11 protein-coding genes are annotated in these 14,730 nt (G+C 61.7%); 7 read left to right on the plus strand and 4 right to left on the minus strand.

Features of this window, described 5'->3' with window-relative positions:
- Nucleotides 1-242: 242 nt before the first annotated feature.
- From INT29_RS17895 to INT29_RS17905, 3 genes are all read left to right on the plus strand, one after another.
- Nucleotides 243-1,427 carry a PD-(D/E)XK nuclease family protein gene (locus tag INT29_RS17895; RefSeq protein WP_101584565.1) on the plus strand — a complete coding sequence of 395 codons (1,185 nt, stop codon included), beginning with the start codon at nucleotides 243-245 and terminating at the stop codon, nucleotides 1,425-1,427.
- A 329-nt stretch (nucleotides 1,428-1,756) separates the two neighbouring features.
- Complete coding sequence (locus INT29_RS17900; RefSeq protein WP_193072711.1) at nucleotides 1,757-3,772, plus strand: ABC1 kinase family protein; 2,016 nt, start codon at nucleotides 1,757-1,759, stop codon at nucleotides 3,770-3,772.
- A gap of 82 nt (nucleotides 3,773-3,854) precedes the next feature.
- Nucleotides 3,855-4,319: an XRE family transcriptional regulator gene (locus INT29_RS17905; protein ID WP_257944362.1), complete on the plus strand. Its 465-nt coding sequence runs from the start codon at nucleotides 3,855-3,857 to the stop codon at nucleotides 4,317-4,319.
- A gap of 108 nt (nucleotides 4,320-4,427) precedes the next feature.
- Here the strand turns inward: INT29_RS17905 and INT29_RS17910 are convergent, their stop codons facing one another.
- From INT29_RS17910 to INT29_RS17920, 3 genes are all read right to left on the minus strand, one after another.
- Nucleotides 4,428-5,165: an RES family NAD+ phosphorylase gene (locus tag INT29_RS17910; RefSeq protein WP_009884120.1), complete on the minus strand. Its 738-nt coding sequence runs from the start codon at nucleotides 5,163-5,165 to the stop codon at nucleotides 4,428-4,430.
- A complete protein-coding gene (locus tag INT29_RS17915; RefSeq protein ID WP_009884119.1) occupies nucleotides 5,162-5,806 on the minus strand; it encodes a hypothetical protein in 645 nt (214 codons plus the stop codon). Before INT29_RS17915 ends, INT29_RS17910 begins: the two co-directional genes overlap by 4 nt.
- 100 nt (nucleotides 5,807-5,906) lie before the next feature.
- Complete coding sequence (locus tag INT29_RS17920; RefSeq protein WP_035279151.1) at nucleotides 5,907-7,145, minus strand: MFS transporter; 1,239 nt, start codon at nucleotides 7,143-7,145, stop codon at nucleotides 5,907-5,909.
- A 185-nt stretch (nucleotides 7,146-7,330) separates the two neighbouring features.
- On the opposite strand from INT29_RS17920, the gene INT29_RS17925 reads away from it, so the two are divergent.
- Both INT29_RS17925 and INT29_RS17930 read left to right on the plus strand, forming a co-directional pair.
- Entirely contained in the window at nucleotides 7,331-10,456 is a 3,126-nt protein-coding gene (locus INT29_RS17925) for a DEAD/DEAH box helicase (protein WP_193072713.1), read from the plus strand.
- The gene (locus INT29_RS17930; RefSeq protein ID WP_035279148.1) at nucleotides 10,440-11,246 is read left to right on the plus strand and encodes an SWIM zinc finger family protein; all 807 of its coding nucleotides are present in this window, start codon (nucleotides 10,440-10,442) and stop codon (nucleotides 11,244-11,246) included. Before INT29_RS17925 ends, INT29_RS17930 begins: the two co-directional genes overlap by 17 nt.
- Nucleotides 11,247-11,305: 59 nt before the next feature.
- Here INT29_RS17930 and INT29_RS17935 read toward each other — a convergent pair whose 3' ends face one another.
- On the minus strand, nucleotides 11,306-11,524 hold the full coding sequence (locus INT29_RS17935; protein WP_009884115.1) for a hypothetical protein: 219 nt from the start codon (nucleotides 11,522-11,524) through the stop codon (nucleotides 11,306-11,308).
- An 83-nt stretch (nucleotides 11,525-11,607) separates the two neighbouring features.
- Between INT29_RS17935 and INT29_RS17940 the strand changes: the two genes are divergently transcribed.
- Together INT29_RS17940 and INT29_RS17945 are read left to right on the plus strand one after the other, a co-directional pair.
- A complete protein-coding gene (locus tag INT29_RS17940) occupies nucleotides 11,608-12,546 on the plus strand; it encodes a patatin family protein (protein ID WP_009884114.1) in 939 nt (312 codons plus the stop codon).
- Nucleotides 12,547-12,655: 109 nt separating this feature from the next.
- Complete coding sequence (locus tag INT29_RS17945) at nucleotides 12,656-14,719, plus strand: hypothetical protein (RefSeq protein ID WP_009884113.1); 2,064 nt, start codon at nucleotides 12,656-12,658, stop codon at nucleotides 14,717-14,719.
- The last annotated feature ends 11 nt before the right edge of the window (nucleotides 14,720-14,730 follow it).

Genomic DNA, 14,730 nt, shown 5'->3' on the forward strand with positions numbered 1-14,730 from the left:
TGGTCGGACTGATTTGCTCTGTCACCGTGGTCCCGCTCCAGCCTGACACGTAGGGGTTGGGCCACCGACCGGAACTGATGCAGAGGTTGGCAACCTCCATTCCTACGAGCGCCGCTGTTTATCTTTGGACTTCTATACAGGCGGGTTACCTTGACAGTGAAATCTCTTGCCTAGCGACTTTGCCGATAGTGCCCAGATGTCAACGGTCCACACAGGCATCACCTGTGGCTTAGTATTGGGCTATGGCCCGACTCTCAACGGACATGAACGACCTTGTCACGAAGCTCCTGCCGGGACTCTCTCGGAGCTTAGCCGAGCAGTTCAATATCTTTCGAGTGATGCACCACGGCACGCACGAAAAGCAACTGTCGAACATTTTTGCCTGGCTGTTGGCCACCGATACCACTCATGAACTTGGAGACGTATTCCAGCGCGCTTTCCTCGCGAGGGTCAATGACCAGTTACGGGACGACGCGCAGTTGCCGCCCAGCGGTTATCGCGTAATCCAGGAAGTCAACACCCTAGGGGATGAAGACATCGCTGACGGGGCTGGCATGGATATTGCCGACATCGTTCTTTCGAGGTCTGATGCGGCGATCGTCATCGAGAATTACGGTACCTCGGATGGACACGGCCATGACTACCGCCGGTATCTCGCCCACGGGGCCACGGACGGCAGGGCAACAGCCGTTGTTCTGCTCTGCCATCGCCATGAAGCCCACCGGCAACGAGACGGCTGGGAACAAGCCAGCATCGTCACTTATGCCGACGTTCTTTCCGACCTGCAAGCCCACGTGGAACGCGATGGGTCGTGGTGTCGGCAACATCCAGACCAGCTCTTCTTCATCCGACAGATGATTCAATACTTCGTGAAAGGCCCAGCGGCAGTGGACGTCGACGATCAAGTTTCCTTCATCAAAGCCATGTGCGAGACCGGCGAATCTGCACGGTATGGGTATCGGCCGCGGGACCGGGTAACGCAGGAGTTTGCAGAGCTAGTGGCCGAGCATGCTCGGCGACAATTCGAAGATAGCCGTACCACGCTGGCCGCAGTCAAGGATGGCTTGCGGCGCTTCGCGCGATCCGTCCTCGTGGAGCAGGTCAATGGGGCGGTCAACAAAGGGCGAATTGAAAAGGTCGTGACCAAGCTCGTTGGACAGTGGGAGTGGTCCGTCGAGCTGCAACGTGCTGATGCACAGCCGGCCTTCCGCCTTGAGTTCGGACCCACCGCCGCCGTAAAGAACGAGCGAGTGGCAGACCCAATTGACGACCCTGACTATTCTCGGGTGTTCGTCTCTCTTCGAGACGCTGAGCGGGGCGGCACTAGTCGAATGGTGCAGACCGAGGTGAGACTTGCCGAGGTCATTGGTGGCCTTTCGCGAGAGGATGGTCGACTGCGGGATGCCGTGCTGTCCTTAGAGATATAAAGGGGCTGGACTGTGACCTGCGTGCCCTTGTTGCTGCTCACGACTTTGTGTCTGTGAACGCTGCGAAGGTGCCAGTGGCATAGCATGCGCCGGATTCGGTGGTTAACTAACCTCCCCAGCCAGTACATCTAGAGTCGCGCTGCCGCAGCGTTGGAGCGCCAACTGACCGGCCTTGACGTAGGACTCGGGGCCAGTTCTCTGGCTCCCCGATGTACTGCGAACTCTCAAACTCCATGCCCTCCGGATCAACTAGGCTGGTGGAGGCGCGCAGCGGACACCGCAGTGTGAAATCCGCGCGCATCTGATCGAACGACAGAAAGGCTTGACGGGTGACGATCCTCTATTCCATCGGTTTGGGCCTCATCAACGCACTCATCGTCGGCTTCCTTGTCCGGCGGATGATGTTCACCGGTACTGGGGCAGCACGCAACACCATTGTCTCCCTCGCCATGGGGCTCTCGATCTGGCCGATCACACTCCAGGCCTATCGTCTGCTGGGCATCGCCGAGGGCGGCCAGTATCCGACCTTGGATATGAGCTTCCCAGCCATCATGGTCTTCCTGCTGCTGTTCGCCTGGTTCATCGTCATCCAGATGTTCGTGCTCCTGGCCATCGAGCTCGTCCTCCCTACTGGGTCCCTGACCTCGCTGCTGCGATCGGCGCCGAAGATCCCCACCTGGTATCGCAGGCTCAATCGTTTGGCTCAGATCCAGAAGATCCTCATCCAATTCGGGCTCTCCCGCTACCTCAAACCGCGGATCCCGACCCTGCGGGTATCCCTGCGCGAGATCGCCTCGACGACCCGTGATGCGTTGGCCGCGGCCGGTGTCACCTTCATCAAGCTCGGACAGTTCATCGCCACCCGCGGTGACATGATCCCGCACGAATTCGTCGAGGAGTTCTCTACCCTGCAGGCCGGAGTGCCGCCGGTGCCGTTCAGAGAGGTCAAGGACCAGCTCGAAGCCCAGTGGGGCAGGCCCGTCGCCGAGGTGTTCGAAGAGTTCGACGAGGTCCCCTTCGCCGCAGCTTCGGTTGCGCAGGTCCACCGTGCCGTCACCTGGGAAGGCCGCGTTGTTGCCGTGAAAGTGCAACGACCGAAAATCCGCAAACAGGTTCGAGCCGATTGCGATATCGTCCTCACCCTCGCCGAGCGCCTCGAACGGTCCACCGATTGGGCGAGTAGGGTCGGCATCGGGAAGCTGGCCCGCAGCTTCGTCGATTCCCTGCAGGGAGAACTCGACTACCGCGGGGAGCTGGCGCACATCGAAGCACTTCGCACTGCCGACGAGACTGGTCGATCCACCTCAGGGACAGACTCCATGGTGCGCATCCCGCGGGTGTACAAGGAGTACTCCGGTGAGTACGTCCTCGTCATGGATCTCATTGAAGGCGTTCCTCTCTCGCACGCCACCGAGGTCATCGACAGCCTCTCCGAACTGGCCCGCAATGAGATCGCCCAGGACCTCTTCCTCATGGTTGTTCGGCAGGTGCTGGGCAAAGGCATCTTTCACGCAGATTTGCACGCGGGCAACATCGTCATCTCACCAGCAGGCCGAGCAGGCCTCGTCGACTTCGGCGCCGTCGGCCGCATCGACAAACGAGACCGTCGCGCCATCGCTCTGCTGCTCATGGCCTTCGACTCCCAGAACTCCCAGGCCGCGACTGCCGCAATCCTCGACCTCCTCGGCACTCCCAGTGACGTCAATCTCCGGGAGCTGCAGCGTGAGATCGGACAGATTCTGCTCAAATACGGTGACGGTCAGCCCGGGTCAACCTCGGCGGCTCTGTTCGGGGAGCTCATCGACTTCGTCGTGGACTTCGGGTTCCCGATGCCGGTGTCGGTGGCGACCGCTTTCCGAGCCATCAGCACTTTGGAAGGGTCGATCACAAGGCTCAATCCCGAATTGAACCTGCTGGCCCTGGTCACGCAGAATGGGCGCAGCCTGCTGCGTGAGGTCGGGGGACTGGGCGTCGACCGGCACGAGGCAGCCCTCTACGCGGCCGCAGTGGGTCCACAGATCGCGGAGCTGCCTGGTCAGCTCTCACGGATTGCCGGCCATCTGCAGGACGGTACCCTCGACGTCGGCACAAGTGGTTTGAACATTTCGATGATCAAGAACCTGCTCAAATCCACGGTCGAACAGTTCATCCAGGTGATCGTGTCCACGGCACTCATCCTCGGCGGCGTGATCCTCATGGCCGCGAACTTCGGTCCGCAGCTGGCACCGGAGCTCAAGCTGTTCACGTATTTCGGGGCGTGGGTGCTGCTGGTCGGCAGTGTTATCGCTGCTTTGGTGCTGGCACCGGCGCTGAGGCAACGGATGGCCTGGGACAGGTTGGGGTAAGGGCGCGAATGCCGCGGCCACCCTAAATCGTTCAAATACAGCGGATGCGCGATAATATGAGCATATAAGCACTACAGGCGCCATTCTCCGTCAAGCGCGGAAGGACGCAGTGCTGACTCAAAGTGTGCTTTCTCGGCGCGCCGGTTTCTCTCAAAGTTTCATCAGTGCTTACGAGCGTGGCAATCGAGAACCGTCGGTGGCAGCGCTGAATCTTCTTCTCAATATGGCAGGGTACAGCCTTGCCGCTATACCGGAACCGGAGACACTTCGCCTTGTTCGCTCTCACTCTCGCGAGCTGATTAAAGCGCTTGCACGACTTAGCGCCACGAACATGTCCGTGTTCGGCAGTGTTGCTCGCGGAGACGACCGACCGGACAGCGACATCGATCTGCTTGTAGATCTGGATGATTCTGTCGGTCTCTTCAAGCTCATGCGGATGAGGAGCCGAGCCGAGGAGATCCTCGGCTGCGCAGTCGACATGATTCCTCGCGAGGGGCTGAAGAAGGAAGCTGCTGTGACTGCGTCTCGAGATGAGGTCTCATTATGAGCCGCGATCCTCAAGACGGCATGCTCTGCGACGCGATAGGAGTCCGTCCGATCGAAATTGGAAAGGCCGTCAAAGACCTGCCGTCCCAGCTTCTCGACACTGCGCGCCTCAGGTGAGCTCGTCAACGAGAGTCACGCCCAGTGAGTCCGCCAGCCGATCGACAAGCAACCACCCAGACCCTTCTAGGAGTGCCCCCATGGACGAGAAGTTGGGCACGAGCTGCCAGTCTCCGCGGTCAGTCGGCACTCGATCGGCGAAGAGCACAAGCACTTCCGCTGCTGGGAGCTGATTGATCTCCGTTTGCCGGGAGTGCCAGAGAATACCGGCAATGTTCTGCCCTGAGGTGTGGATGCGTTTGGCCACTCGCCGCGTACAGGGGTAGTGCTCCCGCGGGCTCGAGGCGAGGCCAGCCCGGCCGATTCCCATGGCTTTCAGGCTCCGGTCCCGCAAATCCACGACGGAGAGATCAGTTGGAAGTTTGACTTGAGCGTGTGCCATGCCGAGGAGGGTGGAGACGTTCACTTCTCTCGGGGGCAGGATCGGGACGTCATGGAAACTGGTTTCGAGCAGGGCCGCCTCGAGTGTGTCGGCGAGGTACATGCTGGGGACGCGTGCCTGGGTCCCCGCTTCGTTGAATGGTGAGAACCGAGAGTTCCCTTTGCCCGGGTTGGGTGTGGCGTATCCGTCCACAGTATTGAACACCCTGAACCACTCGCTATCGGCTTTCAACACCGTCAATGGCAATGCGCCGGCCGCGACAGCATCACAGAGTTCGTCAACAGCGACGGGGCACTTCGCGGGATCGGGGCACCTGAGACGCTCTGGCGGCAGAATGATCGGGCTCATGCGGTCCGATCTTTCGCATCCCTCAAATCCTCTGCATAGAGCTCGGCAGCATTCACTGCCCGCTTCGGGCTCGTCTCCGCAACCTTTGCTGGGATCTCATCACTGAGCAGACCAGTGGGTGCGGTGAGCCAAGACCATAGTCCCCAGCTGCCTATGCCGACTTTGAGCAGCGGTGCAATCAGGGCGGTGACGTTGTCATTGAGCGTCCCGCGATGGGTCAGCTGGACTTTTGGGATGAACGTCTTGCCCTCCACGTCGATGGTGAACATGTGGAGTTGCTCCCGTTGCCGTGCCACCCAGGTGCGAACGGTGCTCTGCGAAGATCCGCGCAAGGTTGCCAGGGATTCGTAAGTCTCCACGCCCTCCTCTTCAAGCAACCGAGCCCGGAATGCCACGCTGCGCTGCGCTTGCCTCTGGGTGGCTTCGGGAATGAGCTGAATGGTCCTTGTCAGGTACGAATGGGCCAAACGTTTGGACAGGGAGGAGCGCTCATCGAGTTGTTCCTGGACGATGGTCCGGTACAGCTCGAGGGCATTTTCAACTTCGGCTGGGCTCAGTCCCTCCACGTTGATCTGCGACCATTCGAGGTTCTGGGCCTGCAGTTGACGGTTCTGCGGAGCCCCATATGCGTGTGCGGTCATGGTGTGCCTCCAAACTGTATTCCAAGTGTAGCAGTCTGAATAGTGCAGAGTTAAGAGATTCGACTGCTACATTCAACCCCGGCAAGCGACACTTCTTGCATCAGTCCCCAGATTCGCGCGGTGCACTTGTTGGTCGAATGCCCAAATCCAGCTCTCCTCGAAGCATGATCACCGCAACGAAGCAGCACGCGAGGAAAAGCACTCCTCCCGCAGCAATCGGAATCCTCAGGTCGAAATCGGCCAGAATGCCACCGAGCGCGGATCCGACGGCCAGGCCAGAGAGTCCGAGCACTCGCGTGGCCCCACCGACTCGTCCGAGGAGGTCGTCTGGAACGAGTCGCTGCCGCAACGACAGCGAACAGATGTTCCAAACGACGGCGTGCAGGATATAGAGCGCCAACAGCAAGCCCGCGACGATTGGATTCTGAGTGAGCGCAAGGCCGCCGAGGGCAACTGCTCCCAGGATGAGGCTGGCAACAATCGTCCATCTGGACCCAAGACGCGCGCGGAGGCGCGATGCAAGCATTGAACCGAGGAGACCTCCGAGGGCGGAGAACGCGAGCAGCAGGCCGTAACCGGTGCCGTTCAGCCCGAGACGTTCCCGGGCGAAGAGAACGAGGATCGAGAACGGCAACATGTAGCCGATGCTTGCGAGTGCTCCGATGACGGCCAGGCCGCCGACGACATGGTGGCGTCGCAACCAGGCAATGCCATCGACAGCCTCAGCAAAGACTGACCGTCGGGAGGAATGTGCGTCAGCGGACAGTGTCGACGGACTCCGGGTCGGCAGAGCAAGAGCGATGACTCCCGCAAGCGCCCAGAGCCCGCCCATTGCAAAGGCGGGGACTGAGGCCGCAAGTGCGAACAGGAATCCACCCAGGGGAGGGCCAGCGAATTCATCGGCGATCAACTGCGTCGCTGCAATACGTCCGTTCGCAGATTCCAGTCGTTGGGTCCCGACAAGCGACGGCAGGATCGCTATTGCAGCGCTGTCTGCAACGCTTTCTAAAGCCGCGACTACGGCCATAGCCGAGTACAGCACGATGAGGGAGGAGACCCCGAACTGGATGGTCAGCGCGAATCCGGCCAGCGCACCTCCTCGCAGAATGTTGGCCGCGACGATCAATGTTCGTCGATCAAACCGGTCGACCCAGACGCCGATCGGCAAAGCAGCCACGAGTCGGATCACGGCATAGAGAGTGGCCAATCCGGCTACAAGGCGAGGATCATCCGTCATCGAGGCTGCAAGCAGCGGCATTGAGACGAACGCGAGGCCGTCGGCGAGGTTCGATAGCGCGCTCGTGCTCCAGAGAGCGTTGAAGCCACGACCGATTGCCATGTCCATCAGCCTAGCGGGATCGCTCTCGACGCCGACCATCTCGAACTGTTGAGGTGACGCGAGCCGACAAGTGGCAGCATCGATCGTAACCTGCCCCTCACCGGCACTGACAAAGTCCATGATGAGAGCTCGGCAGACTGTATCGTAGATGCGTCGACCGGTGAGCCAGGTGTGAAGGAGTCAGAGTGTACGTTCTGCATGCTTGTGCACTGCCCGATGCCCAGTACGGAATCGACATCGGCATGTGGGCCGAGGACTCCGCCCTCCCGGTCTCGAGCCCCAGCGCAGCAGTGCGCCAAGTCCGCGACCACCCCTTCGCCGTCCCCACCGACTCACTCGCCGACATTCTCGGGCGCTCAGAGGGGGCTCGCAGAACGCCCCAGACTCTCCTGCTTCCATCCCTGCAGCGCTCGCCCTTGGATCCACCCGAGATGGTGCGCATCCAGCCTCGGCGCCGGTCCTCTTCGGCTCCGTCTCTGCTGCCGTGGTCTGTGCCCGTGATGCGGATTCCCGCTTCCGAACTGTCCTCTGTTCTCGACTCGATCCTGGGGGATCAGTCGGAGGTCGACGTGCGACCGGCCGCCTCCGTTCATTATGTTGCTGAACTTCGCCGACATGGCGAGATGCTCGTGGATCGTTCCCGCGTGCTCCCCACCTGTGTCATCGTCGGCCGAGACGACGAAGACGACAATGACACCACCACCACCGAGGTGCAGGCCCGGTGGCGGGTGTTCGCCACCGGTGCCGACGCCGTGACGAACCACGGTCTGGTCCAGACCATGCCGCCGTCCTTTCGCGCCGCCGCACCGGAGACACCGCAGGCCGAGTTGACCCTGGGACTCTTGGACGGCGTCGTCGACGCCCTCGTGCGCCGGCGCCTGCCCGCAAACCTACTGGCACCTCGGCGGGGCCGTCGTCCCTCCACTCTGCCCGCCGCCGAGACGTGGTTCGAGTCACTGACCGGTGATGATGCACGTGTCGACATCGCCCCCGCCGCGGCGGAAGAACTCATCCGTGAACTCGACCCGTGGGTACGCGAAGGAGCGGAGTCACCTGGTCCGGCACAGTTGGTCCTGCGTCTGCGTGATCCTGAACCTGAAGGAGGCGCCCTCACCGAATCGGACGCTGCCGAAGTTCGCTGGCACCTCGACTTCCTCCTGCGCTCACGCAGCGACCAGAGCCTCGTCATCGACGCCTTTCGAGTCTGGGATGACGATGGGAGTCTGGCGAGGTGGCTCGACAAACCCCGCGAGGTGCTGCTGGCCGAACTCGCTCGCGCTCAACGGGTATACCCGGATCTCGAGGCGGGGCTGCGCAGGGCCGAACCGACGGAACTTGAGCTCTCCACCTCGGCGGCCTTCGACTTCCTCAATACTGCAGCGACCGGACTCGCCGAGGCGGGGGTCGAGGTGCAGCTGCCGTCCTGGTGGGGCACGACGCCCAAGGTCGGTCTCAAGCTCCATGCCACACCGACAGACGGCGACCCACAGGAAGCGAAGATCGGCAGGGACGGGCTGGCCAGCTTCGACTGGGCGCTCGCCGTCGGGGACCACGGCCTCAGCGATGACGAGATCGCGGCCCTCATCTTTGCCAAGGCACCCTTGGTGCAGATGCGGGGACAGTGGATTGTCGTCGACCAAGAGCGAATCAGACGTGGACTCGACTTCCTCAAGAACCATGAGGAGGGCCAGATGCCAATCTCCGAGGTGATGACGCTCGCCCTCGGCGATCCTGAGGAACTCGAGACGCCCTTGGAGATCACCTCCGTCGAGGCAGACGGGTGGTTGGGTGACCTGCTCGACGGCACTGCGGCCCAGACCATCGAGACAGTCGACCCACCTGAGGACTTCCGGGCCACACTGCGCCCGTATCAGGCTCGGGGATTGAGCTGGCTGGACTTCCTCGGACGTCTGGGAATCGGCGCCGTCCTCGCCGATGACATGGGTCTCGGCAAGACCGTGCAGCTGCTCGCCCTGGAGGCTACCGCCCGCGCACGCGCCAGCGCCGTTGCTGACCCTGATTCTGCGACCAGTGCCCCGACTCTGTTGCTGTGCCCGATGTCGCTGATCGGCAATTGGGAGGCCGAGGTTGCCAGGTTCGCCCCCAGCTTGCGCATCCTCGTCTACTACGGGTCGGCCCGTCCCCGCGGGGACGCATTTGATGCGGCTCTCGCCGAGTCGGACCTCGTCATCACCACCTACGCCACCGCATCCCGTGACATCGCCGAACTCGAACGCATCGGCTGGGTACGCGTCGTCCTCGACGAAGCACAAGTGATCAAGAACCGCCTCTCCCAGACCACCAAGGCCATCCGGCGTCTGAACGGGGGACAGAAGATCGCGCTGACCGGCACCCCGGTGGAGAACCGGTTGAGCGAACTGTGGTCGATCATGGACTTCGTCAACCCGGGAATGCTTGGCACCCCGGAGAAGTTCCGCGAACGATTCGTCCGTCCGATCGAGGTGAGGGCCGACGAGGAGCGAGCGCACCGCCTGCGTCGGATCACTCGGCCCTATATCTTGCGACGGACGAAGACTGATCCGCGGATCATCGACGATCTGCCGGAGAAGATCGAGATCAAACAGCACTACCGCCTCACGGTCGAACAAGCCTCGCTGTACCAATCCGTCGTCGCCGAGATGATGGGGCGCATCGAGGAATCGAGCGGTATCGAGAGACGTGGACTGGTGCTGGCGGCAATGACGAAACTCAAACAGGTCTGCAACCATCCTGCCCATCTCCTCCACGACGGTTCGGCGATCGGACAGAGGTCGGGCAAACTCGAGAGGTTCGAAGAGATCATGTCCGAGACCCTGGCGGAGGGGGATCGGGTGCTGTGCTTCACCCAGTTCACCGACTTCGGGGAGATGCTCGTGCCTCACCTTGCGGCCAAGTTCGACACCGATGTCGCCTATCTCGCCGGAAGCACCTCGAAGCAGCGTCGCACCCAAATCGTCAAAGACTTCCAGGAACCGGACGGTCCGAAGATCTTTGTGCTCTCCCTCAAAGCCGGAGGCACCGGGCTCAATCTCACCGCTGCCAACCAAGTCGTCCACCTCGACCGCTGGTGGAACCCGGCTGTGGAGAGCCAAGCCACGGACCGAGCGTTCCGAATCGGGCAGAAACGCCGGGTGCAAGTGCGCAAGTTCATCGGCATCGGTACCTTGGAGGAGAGGATCGACGCAATTCTCGAGGAGAAGAAGGAGTTGGCCGATATGGTTGTCGGTGAGGGAGAGTCATGGTTGACCGAGATGTCGACGGACAGTCTGCACGACCTTCTCACCTTGTCGAAGGATGCCGTCGGTGAGTAAGTCATTCGGGTCCCGGTTCTATCCGCCTTCGAAGCCGCGCACGGTCGACGGCGGCATCCGTGCGAAATCGAAACGCGGTTCGATGGCCCAGGCCTGGTGGTCGACACGGTTCATCACCGTCCTCGAAGGCATGGGAATGGGCACTCGGCTGACCCGTGGCCGTAACTATGCCCGTCGAGGTCAGGTTCTCGATATCGACCTCGATGCCGGTCTGGTGAATGCGACTGTGCAGGGCTCGCGGGCTCGTCCCTACCGCGTGCGCATCGGACTGCGCGCCTACGGCAAGGCCGAATGGGCGAGCATCGAGGAGAGGATGAACGAGGACGCCTGGTTCGTCGCTCAACTGCTGTCAGGGCAGATGCCCGCCGACATCGAGAAGCTCTTCGACGATGTGGGCCTGACCTTGTTCCCGATCAAGGGCGAGCTCACTCTCGACTGCTCCTGTCCGGACTCTGCGGTGCCGTGCAAGCATGTCGCGGCCGTGGTCTATCTGCTCGCCGAACAGTTCGATGAGGACCCGTTTCGGATCCTCGCCTGGCGAGGACGCGAACGCGAGGACCTTCTCGAGCACCTGCACACCGGGTCGACGGCGGAGAACTCCGCCCCGGTGCCCTTGACCGAGCTCCTCGACGCGTTCTACTTCCAACCTGCTCAGATCGTCCCGCCACGACCGCTCGGGACGGCGGTCTCCGTACTCGAACAGGTGCCGCCAATCGACGTCACGGTGCGCAAGCAGCCCCTCGCCGAGGTGCTCCGTCCCGCCTATGAGGCGCTGGCCGAGGACGGCTGATCAGTGAGGTTGTCCAGAATTCCGCTCACTCCAGCAGCTTGTCACGGTCCAGCACCGTGTCACGGTCTTCGATGATGTCGGCTCGAGCCCACGAAGTCAGCAGTTCCGGTCGCCGGCTCATGAGCGAGCCCGCGGCGGAAGGCTGCCGGGTTGGAACTCGCCGTTCTGTTGAGGGTTCGCAGCACCACTGTGGTCATCTCCTGATCCTGGAAGTGGGCATCGGCGAGGCCGAGGTCGATGTGGTCGACCGGGATCTCGGGGTCAGTGCTGACTGACATCGATGCTCTTGTCTTGGCGGTGACTCCGCCGTCTTTGGGTGCCGGTCAATTACCATCGGGTAGCCTTCTTTAGGATGACGATTATGAAAGGTGCAAGTCAGGTGACGACAGCGGCGGACACGACTCGGATCGGCGATACAGCTCTGATCTTCGAGGGCGGTGGCATGCGGGCGTCGCTGACGAGCGGGATGGTCGTCACGCTGCTCGAAGCTGGCTTGGATTTCGACTGGGTCGCGGGTATCAGCGCCGGGGCCTCAAATGCGGTGAACTACTTGTCCGGTGACGCGCGACGCGCTCGTCGGTCATTCGTCGAGTTCGCCGCCGATGAACAGTTCGGCGGCCTGCGCTATTTCGCTCGTGGGCAGGGCATGTTCAACGCGGAGTACATCTACCAGCAGGCGGGCGGCCCCGACGAGGCGCTGCCGTTCGACTGGGAGTCATTTCAATCGAGTCCTGCAGACATGAGGATTGTCGCGTTCGATGCGGTATCCGGTGATGATGTTGTCTGGTCGCGGAAAGACACTCCTGAGATCGAGGATCTGATGGTCCGTGTACGCGCCTCCTCGACGATGCCTGGGCTGATGCCGCCGGTCCACTTAGACGGGCATGTGTACGTCGACGGGGCGATGGGCGAGGACGGCGGAATCGCTCTGAGTCAGGCACAGATAGAGGGCTTCGAAAAGTTCGTCATCGTGCTCACGCAGGAGCGCTCGTATCGAAAGGCGCCGCAGCGCTTCTCCGCAGTCTACCGGAGCATCTTCCGTCGGTATCCCGCATTGGCGGAGGCGCTGTTGACCCGGTGGGCACGGTACAACGAGACGCGCGAACGGATCTTCGCTCTCGAAGCGGAGGGAAAGGCACACGTCTTCGCTCCTGAGCGGATGCCGGTCGACAATGGCACCCGTGACCTTTCACGCCTCGCCGCTGCTCATCGCATGGGACTGTCCCAGGCCCGCCGCGAGCTGCCCGCGATCCGTGAGTTCGTAGGTGCGTCAGGCAGCCCAGTGCCATCGAGTCGATGAGGACGTGTGCTCCTCCCAATCGTTGACCACAATTGCGATCTGACAACATTTCGGTGATCCACTACAGTTCGTGTAGTCGCGTCAGGGCTTCCTGCTAGATTCACTGAGTATGAGCGACCACCCGAATTCCTATGAATCACAGCCGCCCTCGTCCGAGCAGGGCGCGACGAAGAAATCGAAATCCAAACCCGTCCTGCTCGGCATTGCCGCAGTTGCGGTCGTGGCACTCATCGCTGGAGGCTCCTTCGCCTTCTTCTCCGGGTACAACCCCTTCGGCGATCCGGAACCCGACTACGCTCAGACTCCCAGCCAATCCGATGTCATGGACTTCAGCGGTCTGAGTGCGGACATGCGCCTCAACGGCGCCCCGCTGACTGCCTCTGCCGAAGCCGGTGAGACCTCCCCAGAGATCCTGCGGTTCATCGGGTCAACCACCTCGATTCTTACCCAAGTGGGTGACGATGAAAAGCCCGCCTGGACGGTGTCGATCCCGCACCAGGACATCGACACCGGCGAGACCGCGCCGCTGGACGAGGCGCTCGGCCCGGACGCTTCCGACGACACCTCCGACGACGAGGAGAAACTGGCCGGCACTCCCACCGCATGCCGCGTCTCCGGCGAGGCTGTCCAGTGCGGGGACCGAGCGGTCGCACTCAGCGACGGGTCGATGACGACAGCTGAGAGCAAGGCCGATGTCGACCCCCATCCCGCATCATCGAGGGTTCCTCTCGACATCGAAGATGAAGGAGCAGTGACCGGGCCGGACGATCAGACCTATGACGGTCTGAATCTCGGACCTGAGGCCCATGTCTCGATGATCGCCGGTCCCCAGGCGGGGGAGACCGGACCGTGGGTGGTCTCCGATGGTCATACTCTTGCCGCCGTCGATTCCGACAGCGTCCTGTGGACGCAGGACCTCGATCCCTCCGCCGCCGAGGTGACCGGACTCGGTGACAAACGCGTCACCCCGTCGTGGACAGCCGTCGATGGTGTTCTCATCATCGGAACCTCGGGCGGGGTCAAAGGCCTCGATGTCTCGACCGGTGACCAGCTGTGGGCAGTGTCCGCACCGACCGACGGATTCGCCGTCACCGGCAGTCAGCTGCGCATCCAGCATGAGGGCGCAGTGAGCTCGTTCGATTTCACGGATTCCTCGGACGACGAATCCGTTACGGCGGACAAGGGATTCGATGAGAGCATCTCGGCGCTGCCGGCACCGAAGCTTCCGTCGGAGGACGACATCCGGAACGCGAAGCTGGAGGTCCCTCCTGCCTGTGCAGACTTAACTATGGCCGAGGGAGCGAAGCAGGCATTCGCAGACGGCAAAACCGCAGAAGGAGACTACGGGTCATCGATCGCCATCAATGACGTGACAACGTCGGTGGCCACACCGAAGCCGATGGTGGCTATCGACTTCGTCTGCTATCCGGGTGGGAACTGGGTGACGGATTCGGTCGGTGTCTATGACCAGAAGTTGAACCTCGTCACCTCGATCGAACCGTGGAGCGAGGACTCGGACTTCCAACAGCTTGCCGACTTCAACCGCAGCATCGTCTCCGCGATCGACCTCACCGGCCCCTATATGACAGCGACGGTGAGCAATATAGCCGTCTACGGCGACGAGGAATACAACGCCGCAGAGCGCACAGGCGAAGCGGAACTCCGCTTCGCATGGTCGAAGGGCGGATACGACCCTCAAGATGCGTTGTTCACCGCCGATGGAGAAACTGTCCGGGTGCCGGAGGTCGAAGCAGTTCAGAAGTTCGTCGATGCGGCCGCGAAAGGCGACGATGGCACTGCCGGTGCGATGGCCACTGATGAGGTCATGCGAGACCTGGATATTGTCATCGGGGATGCGTCTGCGAACCCACCGCTGACCTACCGCAACGTGGCTCTCCAGGACGGGACCGAAGTCGATACCTGCGAACTCATCGGAGTCGTGGACGAGGAATACGGGGACTACACCATGAGCAATGGTGTTGGCCTGATGGAAGGAATCGGCGGTTTCGGCGCCGATTCCATCAAAGCCGGCGACGTCATCTGCGGACTGAAAGGGCCAGGCGAGACAATCGACCCGGACGAAGAAGGCAGTTGGTACGCAGCGCACCTGTTGCTGAAGGGCAACGAGGCAGGAGCGGTCAAGGTGTATTCGGTGTCTTCATACACCGGATGAAGTCTGCACAT

The sequence above is a fragment of the Brevibacterium sp. FME37 genome (assembly GCF_014897485.1).
Lineage (GTDB): Bacteria > Actinomycetota > Actinomycetes > Actinomycetales > Brevibacteriaceae > Brevibacterium.